The following is a 20,116-nucleotide window of genomic DNA, read 5'->3' on the forward strand; positions in this document are numbered from 1 at the left end:
ATGAAAAGACTGCGGAAGGCCCGCCGGATCGAGGAACTGCACGCCCGCATCCACCAGCTCGCGGAACACCGGCTGGCGGCCCTCGAACGGCGAAAGGCCGAAACGGAGCGCGACCGCGCCGCCGTGCTGGCGACGCTCGCCGACGACCGGCTCGGCCCCGTTCTGGTGACCTATGCCGCCAACAGGCTGCGCCGCATCGACGCCGACATCCAGCGCCTGGAGACCGAGAGGGCGGCCGAAGCCGCCATCGTCCAGCGCGATGCGCTGCGGCTCAAGCGTGCGGAACGGCTGACGGCCAGGGCGGACCTCGCCGTCCGGGCCGACATGGAAAAGAAGAACCTCGACGACATCCTCGAGGCCCTCGCTGCCGCAGGGGGAGCAAGCCTCCCGCCAGCTTGACCGGCGAGAGTGGCACCAACCACTCAACGGTCGAGCCCCATGAGCATCAAACCTCCCTCCGACCTCATCCTGGACGTCGTGAAGGCCGCGGACCCGAACAAGGCACAGGCGATTGCCCTGCGCCTGAAGCAGATGGGCGGGCCGGGGAATGCCGATACACTTCAGTTCGCCGACGCGCTCGGGCAGACGGAGCCGAACCCGCCGGCGGCTCTGGCCGGCGGCAGCCCCCTCAGCGGCGTGACGGCCGGCGCGCTCAGCAACGCGACCGCGCTCTCCGCGTCGAGCGGCAGCGGCCGCGCGGGCGAGGCGCATCGACGCTTCGAGGCCATGGTTCTCTCGAATTTCGTCGAGTCGATGCTGCCCAAGTCGAATGCAACCCTGTTCGGCGCCGGTACGGCAGGTCAGGTCTGGCGATCCATGCTCGCGGAGCGGATCGCCAACGAGGTCGCGCAGGCCGGCGGCATCGGCCTTGCCGAACGGCTTGGTTCGGCGCGTACCAACACCAGCGGAGCCGCCTGATGGTCACCCCCGTTCCCCAGCTTGCATCCTTCGAGCTCGGCTTCGAGCGCATGGCCCCGGTCGGCAGTCCGGCGGTGGCAACGTCCATGCTGCACGGGCTGCTCGATCGGCTCGAGGAAGCCATCGACGAAGAGACCTCGGGCCTTGAGCGTCGCGCCGCGCTGGACTTCACCGAGATCAGCCGCCGCAAGAGCCGCAGCCTGCTCGAACTGAGCCGCGCCACGCGGGCGCTGCCGCAGGCGATGGATGGCCGGCTGCTGGAACGGCTGGCCCGGCTGCGCGCCAAGCTGCTGCGCAACCAGGAGCTGCTCGGCATCCATCTCGCCGCCGCCCAGGAAGTGGCCGGCATTCTCGGCAGCGCCATCCGCTATGCCGATTCGGACGGGACCTATTCGTCCGCGCCGCACGCCAGCGGACCCGCCGCCCGATGATCAAGATCCTCGTGATCGGACTGTGGGTCTGCGCCGTGACGCTGATGTCGAGCTATGGCGGCGCCCGCTGGGCAGCCGGCACCCCGCTCAAGACGGAGGAGAAGTACCTCCAGGGGCTCGAATACCGGCGGCTCGACCCGATCAACGTACCCATGATCATCGACGGCGACGTCAAGGGCTATGTCGTTGCCCGCCTCGTCATGACCGCCGACGCAGAACTTCTGCACAGGCTCCCGATCGAGCCGCAGATTTTCCTGATCAACGAAGCGTTCGACGAAATCTACATGCACGCCCGGATCGAATTCGGCCAGCTCGCCAAATACAATCTCAACGAGATCATGGAGAAGATCAAATCCCGTACGAATGAGAGGCTGAAAGGCCCTGTCGTTCAGGATGTTCTCGTCGACGCCATCAACTACATCGACAAGACAGAGATACGCTCTCTGGCGCAGAAATCGCGCAGCAGCAAGCCTGAAACAAGCAAGACGGCGTCAAGTGGATCCGGGTCCGCGCCTTCCACGACCGACCATGGCGCCAAACCCGAAAACAGCTCGCATTGATCCAGACTGGATACCCGAACATGAAGATCATCGGTAAAATCTACGCCATCGTGGCCGTGCTCGGTGTCGCAACCGCTACCGTGAGCGGGCTGTCGATCTACACGCTGAAGCGCCAGAGCCAGTTGAACGAGGAACTCGACGTCAGCGCCCAGCGCGCCTTCCTGGCCGAGCGCATGAATGGCCTCGTCAGCGCGGTAGTGATGGACGCCCGCGGCATCTACATGTCCTCCGACGCCGCCGCCGCGAAACCGTTCGCCGCCGGCATGCAGCGCAGCCTCGACGATCTGAGGAGCGTGTTCGGCCAGGCCGGCGAGCTTGCGGACGACAAGGATCGGTTCGCCTTCAAGGACGTTGCCAAGGACGTGACGAAGTTCCTGGAGTTCCGTACGGAAACCGTGCGGCTGGCGCAGACCGAAGGCCCGCAGGCCGCCAACGCCCAGGGTAACAACGACGCCAACCGGTCAAACCGCAAGGCCCTTCAGAGCTCGCTGAACGCGCATGTCGAGCATGTCCGCGCGGCGCTCGACCCGTTGCGTCAGCAGGTCGAAGACTTCGGCCAGTTGGCCATCACCATGATCATCGGCGCGAGCGTCGCCGGCCTTCTCCTGGCGATCGGCATCGCCCTGCTCATCGGCATCAGGACCCTCAGCCGGCCGATCATGCGGGTGTCCCAGACCCTCAAGACCGTCGCGTCCGGCAATCTCGACGTCGCGGTCGAAGACCATCCCGGCACCGACGAGGTGGGCGACCTCTGGCGCACCACCGGCGAGCTGCTGGTCACCCTCAAGGAAGCCGCCCGGCTCCGCGCCGATCAGGAGGCCCAGGCGGGACGCCTGGAAATGGAAAAGCGCGCCGCGATGCGTGAGCTGGCCGAGCGTTTCGATAGCGAAGTCTCGGGCGTGGTGCAGTCCGTCGCCGCCGCGGTGACCCAGCTCGAGCACTCCGCCTCCTCGATGAGCTCGTCCGCCGACGAAACCAGCCGCCAGTCCACCGTGGTCGCGGCAGCGGCCGAACAGGCGACCAGCAACGTCCAGATCGCCGCCTCCGCCGCGGAAGAACTCGCCGCCTCGGTTCGCGAAATCGGGCAGCAGGTGTCCTCCGCCGCGAAGATCGCCGGCGAAGCCACCGATCAGGCCAGCAGCACCGCCGAGGTGGTCCGGGGCCTTGCCGCCAGCGCCCAGCGCATCGGCCAGGTGGTGAACCTCATCACCGACATCGCCTCGCAGACCAACCTGCTCGCGCTCAACGCCACCATCGAGGCGGCACGCGCCGGCGAAGCGGGCCGCGGCTTCGCGGTGGTGGCGCAGGAGGTGAAGACCCTGGCGGAACAGACCTCCAAGGCGACCGACGAGATCTCCTCGCACATTGCCGCGGTGCAGGGCGCCACCAACAATGTGGTGCAGGCGATCGAGGGCATCTCCGGCACGATCCGCCGGATCGACGAGATCTCCGGCGCCATCGCCACCTCGATCGACGAGCAGGGCGCCGCGACAGGGGAAATCGCCCAGAACGTCCATCAGGCGGCGCAGGGCACCCAGGAAGTCTCGGCCAGCATCTCCTCGGTCAGCACGGCCGCGGCCGACACCGGCCGGGTCTCCAGCGAAATCGTTCGCTCGGCGGCCGAGCTGTCCGCGCAGGCCAACCGGCTGCGCCGCCAGGTCGACACCTTCGTGGAACGCGTCAGGGCCGCCTGACGCCTCTCGCCGGCCCCGCTGCCGGTTTCCCCATCGCTTCCCGTCGCACGCGAGACCCGCCATGGACGATTTGCTTCGCGAGTTCCTGACCGAAACCAATGAGAGCCTCGACATGGCCGATGTCGAGCTGGTCAAGTTCGAGCTCGATCCCAACAACAGCGAAATCCTGAACAACATCTTCCGTCTCGTGCACACCATCAAGGGCACGTGCGGCTTCATCGGGCTGCCCCGTCTTGCCGGCATCGCCCACGCCGCCGAAACCCTGATGGACCGGTTCCGCGAGGGCATGCCGGTGACCACCGAGGCGGTCGGCCTGGTGATGCGGTCGATCGACCGGATCAAGCTGGTTCTGGCCGAGATCGAGCGCAATGACGGCGTCGAACCCGCCGGGGATGACAGCGATCTGATCGCCGAGCTTGAGGCGCAGGCCTCGGGTGCCGCACCACGGCCTTCGGCGCCGGCCCCGCGGCCGGCCGCGCCCGCGCCCGCACCCGCGCCGCGGGTCAATGCTGTCGCGGCGCCGGCGCCGGAGCGCCCGATCCTGCCCGGCGAGGTATCGCTTGAGGAACTGGAGCGGGTCTTCCGCGAGACCAAAGCCGAAACCGGCCCGCTTTCGGCTGCCGGCGGCGTGGCGGCACCGCTCTCCCCGGCGCAGGGCGCCAACGATGCCAAGACCCCGGCCGTCAACCACGAATCCTCGGTTTCCTCTCAGACGATCCGCGTCAATGTCGGGGTGCTGGAGCACCTGATGACGATGGTCTCGGAGCTGGTGCTCACCCGCAACCAGCTGATGGAGATCAGCCGGCGCAACGAGGACCAGGACTACAAGGGGCCCCTGCAGCGCCTGTCCAATGTGACGGGCGAACTGCAGGAAGTGGTCATGCGCACGCGCATGCAGCCCATCGGCAATGCCTGGCAGAAGCTGCCCCGCATCGTGCGCGACCTCGCCCAGGAACTCGGCAAGCACATCGAGCTTGAACAGCACGGCGCCGAAACCGAGCTGGACCGCCAGGTCCTCGACCAGATCAAGGATCCGCTCACGCACATGGTCCGCAACTCGGCGGATCACGGGCTGGAGACACCTGCCGCACGCCGGGCCGCCGGCAAGCCGGAGAAAGGCACGATCCGCCTGTCCGCCTATCACGAGGGCGGCCACGTCATCCTCGAAATCTCCGACGACGGTCGCGGCCTCGATGTCGACCGCATCAAGGCGAAGGCGATCGAGAACGGCCTGTGCACTGAGGCCGATGCCGCCCGGATGAGCGACACCCAGATCTACCGCTTCATCTTCCACGCCGGACTTTCGACGGCGGCGGCGGTGACGAGCGTCTCCGGTCGCGGCGTCGGCATGGATGTCGTGCGCTGCAATATCGAGGCGATCGGCGGCACGGTCGACGTCCGTTCGAAGCGCGGCCAGGGCTCCACCTTCACAATCAAGATTCCGCTCACGCTCGCCATCGTGCCGGCGCTCATCGTGGAATCGACCGGCGAGCGCTTCGCCCTGCCGCAGACCTCCGTCGTGGAACTGGTGCGGGTCCGCTCCGGCTCCGAGCATGCCATGTGCTTCATCAAGCACGCGCATGTGCTGCGGCTGCGGGATCGGCTGCTGCCGATCATCGATCTCGGCGCCGTGCTCGGCCTCTCCTGCCATTATGGCGAACGGCCGGAAGGTGAGCTGATCGCGGTGATGCAGGTCGGCAGCCAGCGTTTCGGCGTCGTGCTCGACAGCGTGTCGCACACCGAGGAAATCGTGGTGAAGCCGCTGTCGACGGTTCTGCGCGGTGCCTCGCTGGTCTCCGGCAGCACCATTCTCGGCGACGGACGGGTGATCATGATCATCGACCCCAACGGCCTTGCCCAGATCGCGGCGTCGCGCGCCGAGAAGACGGGCGAAGCTTCCGAGGCCGCACGCGCCACCGACGACCGGCAGCAATCCGCCAGCCTCTCGCTGCTGCTGTGCCGCGCCGGCGCCCAGGGCATCAAGGCGGTGCCGCTCTCCCTCGTCACCCGGCTCGAGGAACTCGACACCGGGCAGATCGAGGAGGTCAGCGGACGGTCCGTGGTGCAGTACCGCGGCACCCTCATCCCGATCGTCTACGCCAATGCGGAAGTGGAGCGTCGCACCTCCGGCCGGCAGCCGCTCCTCATCTTCTCCGAGGGCGCGCGGACCATGGGCCTCGTCGTCGACGAGATCGTCGACATCGTCGAGACCACGCTCGATCTCCAGCTCTCCTCCGGCGCGCCGGAGATCATGGGTGGCGCGATCATCAACGACATCGCCACCGAGGTGCTGGACGTCGCCTACTACCTCGAACATGCCTTCGGCGACTGGTTCGACATTCCGATGACCCGCCGCAATGCCGGCCCGCCCGCGCGCCTGCTTCTGGTGGACGACAACGCGTTCTACCGGGCGATGCTGGAGCCGGTGCTGAAGGGCAATGGCTACCTCGTCACCACCTGCGCGTCGGCGGACGAGGCGCTGCAGCGGCTTTCCGGTGACGACCGCTTCGACGCGGTGGTGAGCGAAGTCGACATGCACGGCATGGATGGCTTCCGCTTCGCCCAGCATGTGCGCGACGAGCTGCACATGGAGAACCTGCCGATCATCGCGGTGGCGACCGCGCAGAGCGCCGACTCCATCGAGCGCGGCCGCCAGGCCGGCTTCACCGACTACGTCGCGAAGTTCGATCGCCCCGGCCTCATCGCCGCGCTGCGCGAATTCGCCCATCACTCCGAGGAGAAGGCCGCATGAGCCAGACCCACATCTCTTCTCTGGACCGCCACGACGCGCGCCAATACGTGACGGTACGCATCGGAGGCCAGCTCTTCGGCCTTCCGATCTCGTCCGTGAACGAGGTTTTCGCCCCCGACAACATCACCCGCGTGCCGCTCGCGTCGTTCGAGATCGACGGGGTGCTGAACCTGCGTGGCCGCATCGTGACCATGATCGACATGCGTCGCCTGCTGGGGCTGCGCGACAGCATCGCCGCCCCGATGGCGGTCGGCATCGAACGCGCCGGCGAGGCCTTCGCCCTTCTCATCGACGATGTCGGCGACGTGCTGCTGCTCGACGACAGCACGCTCGAGGTCAACCCGACTAACCTCGACGACGAATGGATGGGCTTCGTCGACGGGGTCCACCGCCTCTCCGGCGAACTGATGCTGGTGCTCGACGTCGAGCGCACGCTCGCCCGCATCGGCGTCGCTCACGCCGCCTGACGCAAACGAACCACGGGAAAACTCCCATGAAAACCTGCCTTGTGGTGGATGATTCCGCCGTCGTCCGCAAAGTCGTGCGCGGCATGCTGGAACGCTGGTCCTTCGACGTCCAGGAGGCCGACAACGGCGAGCGCGCGCTGCAGCGCTGCTCCGGCAGCATGCCGGACGGCATCGTGCTCGACTGGAACATGCCGGTCACCGACGGGCTGCAGTTCCTCGAGCGGCTGCGCGCGAGCGAGGGGGGCTCCGCCCCCAAGGTCATCTTCTGCACGACGATGAACGAGATCGACCACATCGCGCGGGCACTGTCGCTCGGTGCCGACGAGTACATCATGAAGCCGTTCGACGAGGACATCCTCCGGGAAAAGCTCGAAGAGGTCGGCCTGCTGGAGAAACCCGCTCCATGACCGCCAATGCCGCCTCCGCTCCGCCAACATCCGCCGGCGCCGCTCCCATCAAGGTCATGATCGTGGACGACTCGGTGTTCATCCGGGGTCTGCTGTCGAATTGGCTGAGCGAAAGCGGCGAGTTCCAGGTCGTCGCCAGTCATGCAAATGGCCGGCGGGCGGCGGACGACGTGCAGCGTGCCCAGCCCGACCTGGTCATTCTGGACCTCGAGATGCCCCAGATGGATGGCCTCACCGCCCTCCCTCTCATCCTCGAACGCAAGGCCGGCACGGCGGTGCTGGTCGCTTCCGCGCTCACCCGCCGGGGTGCGGAAGTCAGCCTGCGGGCGCTGACGCTCGGAGCCGCCGATTACATTCCCAAGCCGGACGCCGCCCGCGGCGTCGCCGCCGCCGACGAATTCCGCAGCGAGCTGCTCGCGAAAGCAAGGAGCCTCGGTGCCCGCGCCCGCCGGCGCGGGATTCCGCGTCCGCCAATCGGCCCCGCGGCCGTCAGCACCGCCGCACCGGCGGCCGTGGCCTCTACGACGGCCTTCGCGCCCGCTCCGGCGGTGGTGGCCTCCGGCCCCGAGAGCGCGCCCGCCACGCCGCGGCGGATGCGACCCTTCTCGATGATGCCGGTCGGTATTCTCGCGATCGGCAGTTCCACCGGCGGGCCCCAGGCGCTTACACGGCTCTTCGCCGACGTCGGACCGTATATCGGCAGCATCCCGGTGGTGCTGGTCCAGCACATGCCGGCCACCTTCACCCCTATCCTTGCCGAGCATATCGCCCGCGCCTCGGGGCGGCCCTGTGCCGAGGGACGCGACGGCGAGGCGATCCGGCCGGGGCAGATCTATGTCGCCCCCGGCGGCCTCCACATGAAGCTCGTGAAGGAAAACGGGCAGGTCCTCATTCGCCTGAACGAGGAGCCGCCGGTGAACTTCTGCCGTCCGGCCGTCGACCCGCTGTTCGATTCGGTCGCGGCGCTCTACGGGACGGCCGCGCTCGGCGTGGTGCTGACGGGCATGGGCGCCGACGGGGCCAAGGGCGCCGTGCGCATCGCCGACAGCGGCGGCAGCATCCTCGCCCAGGATGAAGAAAGCAGTGTCGTTTGGGGCATGCCGGGCGCGACCTTCGCCGCGGGAGCCTGCGCGGCCGTTCTCCCGATCGCCGACATCGGCCGACGGGTGACGCGCCTCGTGACAGGGGGACGGGAATGATATCCGCCAGCGATTATGATTTTCTCAGCCGGTTCCTGAAGATCAAGTCCGGCCTCGCTCTCTCCAAGGACAAGCAGTATCTGATCGAGAGTCGGCTCGATCCGGTGTTGCAGAAGTTCGGCCTGCCGGACATGAGCCGTCTCGTCGCCCAGCTGCGGGACGCTCCTCCCGCCCCGCTGGTCGAGGCGGTGGTGAATGCGATGACCACCAACGAGTCGCTGTTCTTCCGCGACAAGAGCCCGTTCGAGCTGCTGACGGCCACGATCCTCCCCGATCTGTGCCGCCGACGCCCGGCAGGCCAGCCTCTGCGGATCTGGTGTGCCGCGGCTTCGACGGGGCAGGAGCCCTACTCCATCGCGATGCTGCTTCAGGAAAATGCCCGCCTGCTTGGCGGCCGCAAGGTGGAGATCATCGCGACGGACCTCTCGACGGAGGTGATCGCCCGCGCCCAGCAGGGCATCTACAACCAGTTCGAGGTGCAGCGCGGTCTGCCGGTGCAGTACCTGCTGCGCTACTTCAAGAAAAATGGAGAACTCTGGCAGGTCTCGGACGATATACGCGCCATGGTGCGCTTCTCCAACCTGAACCTGCTGCAACCCTTCAGCCACCTCGGCATGTTCGACATCGTCTTTTGCCGCAATGTGCTGATCTATTTCGACATTCCGACCAAGGCCGAGATCCTCTCCCGCGTGGCGAAGGTGCTGACCAAGGATGGCTACCTGATCCTGGGTGGCGCCGAGACCGTGCTCGGCATCTCCAGCGACTTCGTGGCCGGACCGCAGCGTGGCTATTATATCCAGGCGGCGGCCGGGGCGGCGGCACCCGTGGCCTTCCGCGCGGCCGAATAGCCGCACCCTTGCCTGACAACCCTCGTCGCCGCTGCGGCGGAGCAAGGCCAGGCGCAGTCCGCGGTCAGGACCGAACCGGACGAGCGAGGCATTGGCGTTGCCTCGCCGGGGAGCATGATGCTCCGTGCCTTTTGTCGTTGCATTTCCCACAGAAAACCAAAATTCATGTGGGTACGATGCATGTGCGGCCGGCGATTTCCGGCCGCACGCCAGCGGTGAGAGGTCGAGGCCATGTCCCTGAAGCGGCAGAGCGACATTCTGCACGCCGTACGCGAGAGCGGCAGCTACAGCATCACCGATCTCGCGGAGCGACTGGCCGTCTCGACCGAAACGATCCGCCGCAACATCCGGCCGCTGATCGAGAACGGCTCCCTGCTTCGGTTCCATGGCGGCATCATGGACCCGGACCATCAGGACGAACCGCCGTTCCAGCGCCGCATGCAGGTGAACCGCGAGTCGAAACGCCGCGTTGCCGCCCTCGTCCGGGGCATGATCCACGACGGCGACAGCCTTATCCTCGACAACGGCACCACCACCACCTATGTCGCGGAGGCCTTGCGCGATCATTCCGGCCTCGTCGCCGTGACCAACTCGGCCCAGATTGCCTGCCGCCTGTCCTCGCGAAACAACAACCGTGTCTTCATGGCCGGCGGCGAGCTGAGCGGCGACGACGCCGCCGCCTTTGGCGCGGGGTCGCTGGATTTCCTGCGCCAGTTCGAGGTGAAATACGCCCTTATCTCGGTGGCCGGCGTCACCGGCCGCGGTGATCTCGTCGATTTCCATCTGTTCGAGGCCGAATTCTCACGTGCCGCCATGAAGCAGGCGCGGGAGACCTGGGTCATCGCCGATACCTCGAAGTTCGGCCGGGACGCGCCGGTCAGGGTCTGCGACCTCGCCGCGATCGACGTCATCGTGTCCGATGGCGCGCCGAGCCCGGAATTCGCCCGGCTCTGCCGGCAGGCGGATGTCCGTCTCGTCACCCCGCCCTAGGACCAGTCCCGGGCGACCGGCCATCCCCAGCCGCCCGCGCCTCAGCCGAACATGCGGGCCATGGCGGGGTCGTAGGGCGGCTCCAGATGCAACGTGCAGGGCACCCGCTCCGTCGCCACCTCCAGCTCATAACGGCCGGCGGCAAGCCAGGCCTCGTCCAGCCCGGCCTCCTTCTGCCGGACATAGCCCAGGCCCACCGGCCTTCCAAGCGTGTGGCCGAAGCCGCCGGAAGACAGCCAGCCCACCCGTTCGCCGTCGCGGTAGATGGTCTCGCGGCCGAGCAGCACGATGTCGGGGTCGTCCACCGTGAAGGTGCAGAGCATCTTCTTCAGCCGGGTGCCGCGCTGGGCCTCCAGCGCCTCGCGGCCGAGGAAAGGCACGTCGCCGCCCCGCACCGCCCAGCCGAGGCCGGCCTCGAACGGGGTATGGTCCGGCCCGATATCCGAGCCCCAGGCCCGGAACGCCTTTTCCAGCCGCAGGCTTTCGATGGCGCGGTAACCGGCATTGACGATGCCGGCCTCTGCCCCCGCCGCCATGAGCGCTTCATACACCGTGACGGCGAACTCCGTCGGCAGATGAAGTTCCCAGCCGAGTTCGCCGACATAGGACAGCCGGAGCGCCAGGGTCGGCGCGCCGGCGACACCGATCCGCCGCGCCCGCCCGAAAGGAAAGGCGGCGTCGGACACGTCTTCCCGCGTCAGCTTCACCAGCACCTCGCGCGCCTTAGGGCCAGCCAGCGTGAGCACGGCATAGGCCGAGGTGACGTCGACGAGATGGGCATCCAGCCCCGCGGGGATATGGCGACGGATCCAGCTGCGGTCATGGGTGGCCAGCGCGGTGCCGGAGACGATGTAGAATTCGCCCTCGCCCACCTTGGCCGCGGTGAGCTCGCACTGGATGCCGCCGCGCGGGTTCAGCATCGGGGCATAGACGAGGCTGCCGACTGGCCCGGAGACATCGGCGGCGGTGAGGTAGGCCAGCGCCGCCTCGGCATCCTGCCCGATGAGCTGGAACTTGCCGAAGGAACTCTGATCGATGACGACGACGCCCTCGCGCGCCGCCTTGTGCTCCCGCCCGACCGGGGCGAACCAGTTCGGCCGGCCGAAGGTGTGGCTGTCGGCGGCGGTCTCGCCCGGGGCGGCGAACCAGTTCGGCCGCTCCCAGCCCAGCTTCTCGCCGAACACCGCGCCCTGCGCCTTCAGCCGGTCGTAGAGCGGGGAGCGGCGCAGCGGACGGCCGCTGGCGTGCTCCTCATGCGGCCAGGCGATGGTGTAGTGCTTGCCATAGGCCTCCAGCGTGCGCTGGCGCACCCAGGAGACATCCTCGTGATTGCGGCCGAAGCGGCGGATGTCCACCGGCCAGAGATCGTAGGGCGGCTCGCCGCCGGCGACCCATTCCGCCAGAACCTTGCCGGCGCCACCGCCGGAGGCGATGCCGAAGGCGTTGAAGCCGGCGCCGACGAAGAAATTGGCCAACTCCGGCGCCTCGCCGAGGATGAAATTGCCGTCTGGCGTGAAGCTCTCCGGGCCGTTGATGAGCTGGCGCACGCCGGCCGTCTCCAGCGCCGGCACCCGGCCGAGGGCGAGCTCCATGATCGGCTCGAAGTGGTCGAAATTGGACGGCAGAAGCTGGAAGTCGAACGCCTTGGGAAAGCCGTCCACCGCCCAGGCGATGGGGTTCGGCTCATAGCCGCCCATGACGAGGCCGCCGACCTCCTCCTTGTAGTAGGTCAGCCGGTCGGGATCGCGCAGGGTGGGCAGGTTCGGGGTGACGCCGGGGATCGGCTCGGTGACCATGTACTGGTGCTCCACCGAGACCAGCGGCACATTGACCCCGGCGAGCCGGCCGACCTCGCGTGCCCACTGTCCCGCGCAGTTCACCACCACTTCGCAGGCGATGCGTCCCTCGCTGGTCTCCACCGCCACCACGCGTCCCGCCACCACCTCGATTCCGGTGACCGCGATATTCTCGATGAGGCGGGCGCCATGGGTGCGCGCGCCCTTGGCGAGGGACTGGGTGATGTCAGTCGGGTTGGCCTGGCCGTCGGTCGGCAGGAAGGCAGCGCCAACCACGTCGGAAATGTCCATCAGCGGCCACAGCGCCTGCGCCTCCTTCGGGGTGAGCAGGTGCATTTCGAGCCCGAAGGAGCGCGCCGTCGTGGCCTGCCGCTTCACCTCGGTCCAGCGTTCGGCATTGCAGGCCAGCCGCAGGCCGCCATTCATCTTCCAGCCGGTGGCGAGGCCGGTCTCGGCCTCCAGCGTGCGGTACAGCTTCACCGATTCGCCGAGAAGCTGGGTGATGTTGGCGGACGAGCGCAGCTGGCCGACCAGCCCCGCCGCATGCCAGGTGCTGCCGGAGGTGAGCTTGTGCCGCTCCAGCAGGACGACGTCCTTCACCCCCATCTTGGCGAGGTGATAGGCCGTGGAGGTGCCGATGATGCCGCCGCCTATGACGACGATGCGTGCCTGCGTCGGAAAAGCGGCCATTCCCTCACCCCATTGCCGGCGTCGCGCCCGGTGCGGCGCGCCTGCCCATTCCACGGCGCGGAAGTGTCGACCGGCTCACCGGACAAAGTCAACACAATCCCACATTATCCCTCAGAACACGTCACCCATACGCGGAAGCCGGACCGTCGCCTGAGCATGCGCAAGACGGCAACGCCAGGAAATGAGAGGCCGACACACCTACCTGAAGGTGTACGTGCGGCGCCGCACCTGTTGCGGTTATTGCGTTAGCCCGCGCCGCGGAGCACCGCCAGAGCGGCGTCGAAACGGGCGAGGTAGTCCTCGGTATAGGCGACATAGTCGAAGGCGATGTCGGAGCGCGTTTCCGACACCGCGCTCCAGAGCGCCTCGCGCAGCAGCGACGCGCACTTGAACGCCGCGAAACCGCGTCGCGCCGCCTCGCCCGGCTCCCCGCCGAAATAGGCGGCGAGCATCGCCTCCTCTTCCGCCGGGCCGAAACCATTGTTGGAGGCGAGGTTGGCGAGGTCGAACAGCGGGCTGTTGAGACCGGCATAGTCCCAGTCGAGCAGCCAGAGCCGTTCGCCGTCGTCGAACAGATTGGCGGCAAGCAGGTCGTTATGGCCGAACACGATGCTCACCGGGCCGACCAGCGCCTCGGTTTCCTCCGCTGCCGCGCGCAGGGCCGGAAGCCGTGCGGCGATCCGGCAGCCTTCCGCCTCCAGCGTCGCGAGATAGGAGCGGATGACCTGGAACACCCAGAAAGCCAGCACAGGCCCGCGGATATGGCGGGCGACCTCGCTGTGGCAGCGGCGGACGAGATCGACGATGCGCGGCAGCATGTCGGGGCGGCGCACATCCTCGGGTGTCAGCGATCGCCCGGGCAGGAAGCGGGTGACCATCACCCCCGGCGTCGAGAACACCACCTCGGGCGAGATGCCGGCGGCATGGGCGGCCTCGGCGGCGGCGAGCTCGTTGAATCGCATGACGCCGTGGACCGGAATATCCTCGCCGAAGCGCACGACATAACCGGCGGCACCGTCGATGACCCGGTAGTTCTTGTTGGTGATGCCGCCCGCGAGGGGGGCGACATCCACCTCGCCGCGGAAAATCGGCAGGGAGCGTATGCCCTCCATGGGATCGAACGCGGTCTTCGTCACCTGCCTCTCCAGCCCTCGTCCTCGGTCCAGCGAGAGTGGCGGCAAAGCCGGGCGCGCGCAACGGCGTGGCGGCCGCTCGAAGCACGATCCCACATGAAAGGTGGCTTTATGTGGAAATGAAGCGAGAGGGGCGCCGCTCGTGCGACGCCCCTCCGGCTCGATCAGACGGTGGTGACCAGCGCCTCGCGCGGCCGGCGCACTTTTTTCAGTCCGTCCAGCCAGTCCTCCCCGCTCTTGCGATAGCCGAGCGGCAGCAGGGTGACGGAACGCAGCCCCCTTTCGCGCAGCCCGAGAATGGCGTCGACCCCGTCGGGGTCGAACCCCTCCATCGGCGTGGCGTCGACCTCCTCGAAGGCGGCGGCGGCGATGGCGAGGCCAAAGGCGATATAGGCCTGCCGGGCGGCGTGCTGGTGGTTCGCCTCCGGGTCGCGACCGGGATAGCCGTCGAGAAGGCGCTGGCGATAGGCCTTCAGCCCCTCGGTCTCGCCGCCGCGCTCGGCGGCGATGCGGTCATAGACCTCGTTGATCCGCTCCGCGGTGTAGTTGTCCCACGCCGCGAAGACGAGGAGGTGAGAGGCGTCTACGATCTGGCTCTGGCCGTAGCCCACCTCCAGGATCTTCGCCCGTACCGCGGGGTCCTTCACGACGATGATCTCGAAGGGCTGCAACCCGCTCGAGGTCGGCGCGAGGCGGGCCGCCTCGAGGATGCGGTCCACTTTCTCTTCCGGCACCCGCTTGGCGGGGTCCATCTTCTTGGTCGCGTAGCGCCATTTCAGGCGGTCGAGCAACATGCCGTATCTCCTGCTGTCCATCGGGACGCCCCCCGACCTTGCGATCCCGCGGTAGCTGGATATACGGCGCTCTCGCCGCAAGCCGTGACGCTGCGTCAGAAGTGGAGCTTATTTCACGGCGAGCGCATCGACCGGCTTCTTCACCAGCCGCAAGGCCAGCGCCGTCACTACGCTGCCGACCACCAGGGCGACGACATAGCCGCCCAGATGCGACACCGCGTTGGGAATCGGCAGCACGAACACGCCGCCATGGGGCACCCGCAGCTCCGCGCCGATCGCCATGGAAATGCCCCCCGCCACCGCCGAGCCCAGTATCAGGCACGGCAGAACGCGGAAGGGATCGCGCGCCGCGAACGGGATGGCGCCCTCGGTGACGAAGGCAAGGCCGAGCACGGCGGCGGCGCTGCGCGCCTCGCGCTCATCGGCGGTGAACCGCTCGGGGAAGAACTGCGCCGCCAGCGCGAGACCGAGCGGAGGCGTCATGCCCGCCACCATAGCCGCCGCCATCGGAGTATAGACCTGGCTGGCGATGAGGCCGGTGGAGAAGGCATAGGCCGCCTTGTTGATCGGCCCGCCCATGTCGAACGCCATCATGCCGCCGATGAGGATGCCGAGCAGGATGGCGCTGGAGCCCTGCATGCCCTTCAGCCACTCGGTCAGCGCGGCGAGGAGCTGCGCGGTGGGTCCGCCCACGACATAGATCATGGCAAGGCCGGTGAGCAGCGAACCCAGGATCGGCAGGATCAGCACCGGCTTCAGGCCGGCGAGGTTGCGCGGCAGCTTGATGGAGCGGTTGAGGAAATCGGTGCCGTAACCGGCGATGAACCCGGCGATGATGCCGCCGAGGAAGCCGGCCGACAGATTGGCCGCCACCATGCCGCCGATCATGCCGGGGGCGAGGCCCGGACGGTCGGCGATGGAGAACGCGATATAACCCGCCAGCACCGGCACCATCAGCGCGAACGCGCCCTTCGCGCCGATCTGGAAGAGATCATAGGCGAGTGTGCCCTTGTGGGCGTCGTCATAGGCATAGATGCCGCCGAGCGCGAAGGCGATGGCGATCAGCAGCCCGCCCGCCACCACGAAGGGCAGCATGAAGGACACGCCGTTCATCAGGTGCTTGTAGGGGCCGGCCTTCACCGCCCGTTCGGCCTTGGCGGCGGCCGCGGCATCAGCAAGGCTGGCCCCCGCTCCGGCCATCACCGTGGCGTCGGCGAACGCCTTGCGGATAAGGCCCTGCCCGTCGGTGATCGCCGGCTTGGTGGGGGACTGGAACAGCTTCTTGCCGCCGAAACGGCCGAGATCAACCGGCCGGTCGGCGGCGATGATGACGAGATCGGCAGCGGCGATCTCCTCCGCCGTCAGCGCGTCCTGCGCGCCGACCGAGCCTTGCGTCTCCACCCGGATCGCATGGCCGAGCGCCTTGGCGGCATTGGCCAGCCCCTCCGCCGCCATGAAGGTGTGGGCGATACCCGTGGGACAGGAGGTGATCGCGACGATCTTCCGGGTCGCGCCGGCGGATGAGGCGGGCGCCGCGGCCGGGGGGGCGACCGCCGAGGGCGCCGCGGCGTCGAGGCGGCCCAGCGCACCGGCGGCGTCGGCGAAGACCTCCTCCAGCGACACCGCGCCTGGCGCGGCATCGTTCCGAAACGGCTGGCGTCGAGCTCGCCCGCCCCCACCAGCAGCACGGCATCGGCCGAGCCGATCTCGGCGGAGGTAAGAGCGCTCACCACGCCCTCGGGGGTGCGCACCTCGACGGCGAGAGCCTTGCCGAGCGCCCGGGCGGCCTTGCGCAGCGCCTCGGCGGCGAGCATGGCGTGGACGCTGGTGTCGGAGGATCCGACCACGGCGACGAACTGAGACATCGGTTCCTCCCCGGCGGGTCTTCGCCCGCCTCGGCTTCAGATGGGTGCGGGGGTTGATGCGGCGGCCGCCCAGCCCTCGGCCGGGGTGACGGCGACGGCGGCGGCGATGGACTCGACCGTGGTGCGCTCGGGCAGATGCGGACCCGGCCGTCCCAGCTTGGCAACGGCGAAGGCGGTGGCGCGGCGGGCCAGCGCGCCGAGGGGCAGCGCGTCGTGGAGGCCGGCGACGAGGCCGGCGACCATCGCATCCCCGGCACCGACCGAGCTGCCGCCGGTGACTTCCAGCGCCCCGGCATGCAGGGCCTCCCGGTCGGTCACGAACAGCGCGCCCTCGGCGCCGAGGGAGACCGCCACCAGACCGACGCCGGCGGCGTTGAGCCGGCGGGCAACACCCAGCAGGTCGGCGCGGTCGGTCAGCCGGCGCCCGGCCCAGACCTCCAGCTCATGGCGGTTCGGCTTGACGCAGAAGGGCATCTCCCCGGCCAGCGCCCGCGCCAGCGGAACGCCGCTGGTGTCGAGCACCACGCGGGCGCCGCGGGCGGCGAGGCGGGGTATGAGCCGGGCGTAGGCGCCGGGATCGAGCCCGTCCGGCACGCTGCCGGCCAGCACCGCCACCGTACCGTCGCCCACAAGGCCATCCAGAGCCGCCTCGACCGCGGCCAGCGCCGCCGGTCCGGGGCGCAGGCCCGGCAGGTTGATATCGGTGGTGTCGCCGGCCCGGCGGTCCACCAGCTTGATGTTGGTGCGGGTCTCGCCCGCCACCCGCAGGAAATGGTCGGCAATGCCCTTGGCTGCGAAGAGCGCGGTGAAGGGCGCCGCGTTGTCGGCGCCGAGCAGGCCCGCCGCCGCAACCGGCACGCCCCAGTCGGCGAGGCAGGAGGCGACATTCACGCCCTTGCCGCCGGCATCGTGGCGCACCCCGGCGGCGCGGTGCACCGCGCCGGGGGTGAGGGCGTCCAGCGTCACGGTCTGGTCGATCGCCGGGTTAAGGGTGAGGGTGACAACCGGCGTGCTCATGCCGCGATCTCTTCGGCCGCGGCAGCGTCCAGCGCACGCACCTCCTCGGCGGTCTCGCAGGCGAGCGCGGCGGCGGCGAGGGCGCGCAGCGCCGGCATCTCGCTGGCGCGCAGCCGCGCCTTCACCGCCGGCACCTCGCGCGGCGTCATCGACAGCTCGTGCACGCCGAGCCCGGCCAGCAGCGCCGCGCCGAACGGCTCGCCGGCGATGCCGCCGCAGACCCCGACCCAGCGACCATGCTTGTCAGCGCCGGAGACGGTGGCCTCGATCAGGCGGAGCACCGCCGGGTGGAGGCTGTCGACCTCCGGTGCAAGCTGCGGGTTCTGCCGGTCGATCGCCAGCGTGTACTGGGTGAGATCGTTGGTGCCGACCGAGAAGAAATCGGCGTGGCGGGCCAGCGATTCCGCCTGCAGCGCGGCGGCGGGCACCTCGATCATGATGCCGACCGGTATGGCCGGCGCCTCAAGCCCGGCCCGGATGCGCTCGCACACCGCCCGGAGCGCGATGAGCTCGCCGACCGAGGTGATCATCGGGAACATGATGAGAATCTCGGCACCCGTCTTCGCGGCGCGGTAGAGCGCGCGGAGCTGCGGCTCCAGAAGGTCCGGCCGACGCAGCAGCAGCCGGGCGCCGCGCACGCCGAGAAACGGGTTCTCCTCATGGGGCAGGTCGAGATGGGCCACCTGCTTGTCACCGCCGATGTCGAGCGCGCGCACGATGAGCTGGCGCCCGCCGAGCGCCTGGGACATGGCGCAGTAGATCTCGAACTGCTCATCCTCGCTCGGGGTCGCGCTGCGCTCGAGAAAGAGGAACTCGGTGCGCATCAGCCCCACCCCCTCGGCGCCCTGAGCGAGGGCGAAAGTGGCCTGGTCCGGCAGGTTGATATTGGCGCCGATGGCTATGTGCGTTCCGTCGCGAGTGCGGGCCGGAAGCGCACGGGCCTCGGCCTCGCGGGCGCGCTCGGCGGCCTTTCGTGCCTGCCAGGCTCGCGCCGAGGCGAGGTCCGCCTCGGCGGGCGCGAGATACAGCCGCCCGGTCTGGCCGTCGAGGATGGCTTCGGTACCGGCGGCGAGCTCCAGCGCGGCAGCCCCCGCCCCGACCACGGCGGGCAGGCCGAGGGTGCGGGCGAGGATGGCGGTATGCGAGGTCGGACCGCCCAGTGCGGTGACGAGGCCGATGACCCGCGCGGGATCGAGCCCGGCGGTGTCGGAGGGCGAGAGGTCGGGAGCGACGAGAATGCACGGCGCCGGCGGCAGGTCGCGCAGCGAGGCGGCCCGCAGAGCCGGGTCGATATTGCCCAGCACCCGGCGGCCGACGTCGCGCAGGTCGGCGGCGCGGCCGGCGAGCACCGGATTGCCCAGGGCGGCCAGCCGACCGGCCATGGCCTCGACCGTCTCGTTCCACGCCCAGGCAACCCCGTGCCCGTCCACCATCAACTGGCAGGCGCCGGTGATGAGGTCGGTGTCGGCGAGCAGTTCGGCCTGCGCCTTGAAGATGCCGGCATCGGCCGCGCCGAGCCGGCGGGCGGTGTCGTCGGCAAGGACGGTGAGCTGCTCGCGGGTGCGGGTGAGGGCCTGGTCAAGCAGCGTGGCGCCTTCGGCGAGGCCGACCGGCACATCCCGCACCGCCGGTGCACCGCCCTTCAGCACATGAAGCGGCCCGATGGCGAGGCCGGGGGCGGCGGCGACGCCGGACAGCGCCGGAGCCGCGCCCGGTGGGGTCCAGCCGCCGCGGGCCGCCTGCCGGGCGCGGCTGGCGGCAAGGGCGGCATCCGCCTTTTCCTGCGCGCTGAGGCTGGCAACCGTCTGACGCAGCGCCGCAAGCGCGGCCGTCGCATCCGGCCCGGCGGCGGAGAGCACCACCTCGTCCCCGGGCCGCAGACCGAGCTGCAGCAGAGCGATGAGGTTCTTCGCATCCGCCGCCTCGCCGCCATGGCGCACCCGCAACTGGGCGGTGAAGCGCTTGGCGGTGTCGACCCAGGCGGTGGCGGGGCGGGCATGAAGGCCGGTGGGATAGTCCACCGTCCACCGCACGCCGGGGCCGAGATCTTCCGCGGCCGCCACCGGCGGGGCGGCCGGCAGGTCGCTGCCGAGCGCGGCGGCGATGAGTCCGGCATCGGAGGTCATCATCAGCCGGCCGAGATGCTCGGGGTCCTGAAGCAGGCGGGTGAGGCGGCGCAGGATGGTGATGTGGGAATCGGACTGGGCGGCGATCGCCACGACCAGCCGGGCCGTCTGCCCCTCGTTCCACTCGACGCCCTCGGGCACCTGGAGGATGGCGATGCCGTTGCGCCGGACCATGTTGCGGTCCTCCCCCAAGCCATGGGGAATGGCGACGCCGCTGCCGAGGAAGGTGTTCGCCACCTTTTCGCGCTTCGCCATGCTGTCGGCATAGCCCGGATCGACGCAGCCGGCGGCGACCAGCATCTGCGCGGCCTCGGCGATGGCGGCGGCCTTGTCGGCCGGGCTGGCGGCGAGGCGGATCAACTCACGCGGCAGCAGATCACCCTCAGCGGTGAAGGACATGCGACACCTCCCTGACCTTTTGTAGCCCGA

17 protein-coding genes and 1 pseudogene are annotated in these 20,116 nt (G+C 69.0%); 11 read left to right on the plus strand and 7 right to left on the minus strand.

Going from position 1 to position 20,116, the window contains the following annotated elements:
- From KHC27_RS03315 to KHC27_RS03365, 11 genes are all read left to right on the plus strand, one after another.
- Positions 1–399 (plus strand): hypothetical protein, encoded by a 399-nt coding sequence (locus KHC27_RS03315; RefSeq protein WP_213335009.1) that lies wholly within the window; start codon positions 1–3, stop codon positions 397–399.
- Between the two features lie 39 nt (positions 400–438).
- The gene (locus tag KHC27_RS03320) at positions 439–918 is read left to right on the plus strand and encodes a rod-binding protein (protein WP_213335011.1); all 480 of its coding nucleotides are present in this window, start codon (positions 439–441) and stop codon (positions 916–918) included.
- Complete coding sequence (locus KHC27_RS03325) at positions 918–1,349, plus strand: hypothetical protein (protein ID WP_246518795.1); 432 nt, start codon at positions 918–920, stop codon at positions 1,347–1,349. The genes KHC27_RS03320 and KHC27_RS03325 overlap by 1 nt, the downstream gene beginning before the upstream one ends.
- Positions 1,346–1,909, plus strand: a complete 564-nt coding sequence (locus tag KHC27_RS03330) for a hypothetical protein (protein WP_213335013.1) — start codon at positions 1,346–1,348, stop codon at positions 1,907–1,909. The genes KHC27_RS03325 and KHC27_RS03330 overlap by 4 nt, the downstream gene beginning before the upstream one ends.
- 20 nt (positions 1,910–1,929) lie before the next feature.
- Entirely contained in the window at positions 1,930–3,603 is a 1,674-nt protein-coding gene (locus tag KHC27_RS03335) for a methyl-accepting chemotaxis protein (RefSeq protein ID WP_213335015.1), read from the plus strand.
- A 61-nt stretch (positions 3,604–3,664) separates the two neighbouring features.
- Positions 3,665–6,355, plus strand: a complete 2,691-nt coding sequence (locus KHC27_RS03340; protein WP_213335017.1) for a hybrid sensor histidine kinase/response regulator — start codon at positions 3,665–3,667, stop codon at positions 6,353–6,355.
- Entirely contained in the window at positions 6,352–6,822 is a 471-nt protein-coding gene (locus KHC27_RS03345; protein WP_213335019.1) for a chemotaxis protein CheW, read from the plus strand. The genes KHC27_RS03340 and KHC27_RS03345 overlap by 4 nt, the downstream gene beginning before the upstream one ends.
- Before the next feature lie 26 nt (positions 6,823–6,848).
- Complete coding sequence (locus KHC27_RS03350) at positions 6,849–7,229, plus strand: response regulator (protein WP_213335023.1); 381 nt, start codon at positions 6,849–6,851, stop codon at positions 7,227–7,229.
- Positions 7,226–8,428, plus strand: a complete 1,203-nt coding sequence (locus tag KHC27_RS03355; protein ID WP_213335025.1) for a protein-glutamate methylesterase/protein-glutamine glutaminase — start codon at positions 7,226–7,228, stop codon at positions 8,426–8,428. The genes KHC27_RS03350 and KHC27_RS03355 overlap by 4 nt, the downstream gene beginning before the upstream one ends.
- Positions 8,425–9,276 (plus strand): CheR family methyltransferase, encoded by an 852-nt coding sequence (locus KHC27_RS03360; protein WP_213335028.1) that lies wholly within the window; start codon positions 8,425–8,427, stop codon positions 9,274–9,276. Before KHC27_RS03355 ends, KHC27_RS03360 begins: the two co-directional genes overlap by 4 nt.
- Before the next feature lie 231 nt (positions 9,277–9,507).
- Entirely contained in the window at positions 9,508–10,266 is a 759-nt protein-coding gene (locus KHC27_RS03365) for a DeoR/GlpR family DNA-binding transcription regulator (protein WP_213335031.1), read from the plus strand.
- 41 nt (positions 10,267–10,307) lie between these two features.
- Here the strand turns inward: KHC27_RS03365 and KHC27_RS03370 are convergent, their stop codons facing one another.
- The 7 genes and pseudogenes from KHC27_RS03370 to ptsP form a co-directional block, all read right to left on the minus strand.
- The gene (locus tag KHC27_RS03370) at positions 10,308–12,752 is read right to left on the minus strand and encodes a GcvT family protein (RefSeq protein WP_213335034.1); all 2,445 of its coding nucleotides are present in this window, start codon (positions 12,750–12,752) and stop codon (positions 10,308–10,310) included.
- A 245-nt stretch (positions 12,753–12,997) separates the two neighbouring features.
- Positions 12,998–13,864 (minus strand): phosphotransferase, encoded by an 867-nt coding sequence (locus KHC27_RS03375; protein WP_213335222.1) that lies wholly within the window; start codon positions 13,862–13,864, stop codon positions 12,998–13,000.
- Positions 13,865–14,049: 185 nt separating this feature from the next.
- A complete protein-coding gene (locus KHC27_RS03380; RefSeq protein WP_213335037.1) occupies positions 14,050–14,679 on the minus strand; it encodes a nitroreductase family protein in 630 nt (209 codons plus the stop codon).
- 108 nt (positions 14,680–14,787) lie between these two features.
- Positions 14,788–16,302: a PTS fructose transporter subunit IIC gene (locus tag KHC27_RS21495; RefSeq protein WP_343210820.1), complete on the minus strand. Its 1,515-nt coding sequence runs from the start codon at positions 16,300–16,302 to the stop codon at positions 14,788–14,790.
- Between the two features lie 77 nt (positions 16,303–16,379).
- Positions 16,380–16,544: pseudogene (locus KHC27_RS21980) on the minus strand (PTS sugar transporter subunit IIB); the annotation flags it as partial.
- Positions 16,545–16,580: 36 nt separating this feature from the next.
- Entirely contained in the window at positions 16,581–17,561 is a 981-nt protein-coding gene (gene pfkB / locus KHC27_RS03390) for a 1-phosphofructokinase (protein WP_213335039.1), read from the minus strand.
- Positions 17,558–20,086 (minus strand): phosphoenolpyruvate--protein phosphotransferase, encoded by a 2,529-nt coding sequence (gene ptsP / locus KHC27_RS03395; protein ID WP_213335041.1) that lies wholly within the window; start codon positions 20,084–20,086, stop codon positions 17,558–17,560. The genes pfkB and ptsP overlap by 4 nt, the downstream gene beginning before the upstream one ends.
- Between the last annotated feature and the right edge of the window lie 30 nt (positions 20,087–20,116).

Origin of the sequence: Ancylobacter lacus, assembly GCF_018390635.1 — a bacterium.
GTDB lineage: Bacteria > Pseudomonadota > Alphaproteobacteria > Rhizobiales > Xanthobacteraceae > Ancylobacter > Ancylobacter lacus.

What these genes read in the sequence shown, in the direction of transcription:
- KHC27_RS03340 (WP_213335017.1), top strand. Translation starts at nt 3,665, where the DNA reads ATGGACGATTTGCTTCGCGAGTTCCTGACCGAAACCAATGAGAGCCTC.
- KHC27_RS03345 (WP_213335019.1), top strand. Translation starts at nt 6,352, where the DNA reads ATGAGCCAGACCCACATCTCTTCTCTGGACCGCCACGACGCGCGCCAA.
- KHC27_RS03335 (WP_213335015.1), top strand. Translation starts at nt 1,930, where the DNA reads ATGAAGATCATCGGTAAAATCTACGCCATCGTGGCCGTGCTCGGTGTC.
- KHC27_RS03350 (WP_213335023.1), top strand. Translation starts at nt 6,849, where the DNA reads ATGAAAACCTGCCTTGTGGTGGATGATTCCGCCGTCGTCCGCAAAGTC.
- KHC27_RS03365 (WP_213335031.1), top strand. Translation starts at nt 9,508, where the DNA reads ATGTCCCTGAAGCGGCAGAGCGACATTCTGCACGCCGTACGCGAGAGC.
- KHC27_RS03320 (WP_213335011.1), top strand. Translation starts at nt 439, where the DNA reads ATGAGCATCAAACCTCCCTCCGACCTCATCCTGGACGTCGTGAAGGCC.
- KHC27_RS03370 (WP_213335034.1), bottom strand. Translation starts at nt 12,752, where the DNA reads ATGGCCGCTTTTCCGACGCAGGCACGCATCGTCGTCATAGGCGGCGGC.
- ptsP (WP_213335041.1), bottom strand. Translation starts at nt 20,086, where the DNA reads ATGTCCTTCACCGCTGAGGGTGATCTGCTGCCGCGTGAGTTGATCCGC.
- KHC27_RS03325 (WP_246518795.1), top strand. Translation starts at nt 918, where the DNA reads ATGGTCACCCCCGTTCCCCAGCTTGCATCCTTCGAGCTCGGCTTCGAG.
- KHC27_RS03330 (WP_213335013.1), top strand. Translation starts at nt 1,346, where the DNA reads ATGATCAAGATCCTCGTGATCGGACTGTGGGTCTGCGCCGTGACGCTG.
- KHC27_RS03315 (WP_213335009.1), top strand. Translation starts at nt 1, where the DNA reads ATGAAAAGACTGCGGAAGGCCCGCCGGATCGAGGAACTGCACGCCCGC.
- KHC27_RS03360 (WP_213335028.1), top strand. Translation starts at nt 8,425, where the DNA reads ATGATATCCGCCAGCGATTATGATTTTCTCAGCCGGTTCCTGAAGATC.
- KHC27_RS03375 (WP_213335222.1), bottom strand. Translation starts at nt 13,864, where the DNA reads ATGGAGGGCATACGCTCCCTGCCGATTTTCCGCGGCGAGGTGGATGTC.
- pfkB (WP_213335039.1), bottom strand. Translation starts at nt 17,561, where the DNA reads ATGAGCACGCCGGTTGTCACCCTCACCCTTAACCCGGCGATCGACCAG.
- KHC27_RS03380 (WP_213335037.1), bottom strand. Translation starts at nt 14,679, where the DNA reads ATGTTGCTCGACCGCCTGAAATGGCGCTACGCGACCAAGAAGATGGAC.
- KHC27_RS03355 (WP_213335025.1), top strand. Translation starts at nt 7,226, where the DNA reads ATGACCGCCAATGCCGCCTCCGCTCCGCCAACATCCGCCGGCGCCGCT.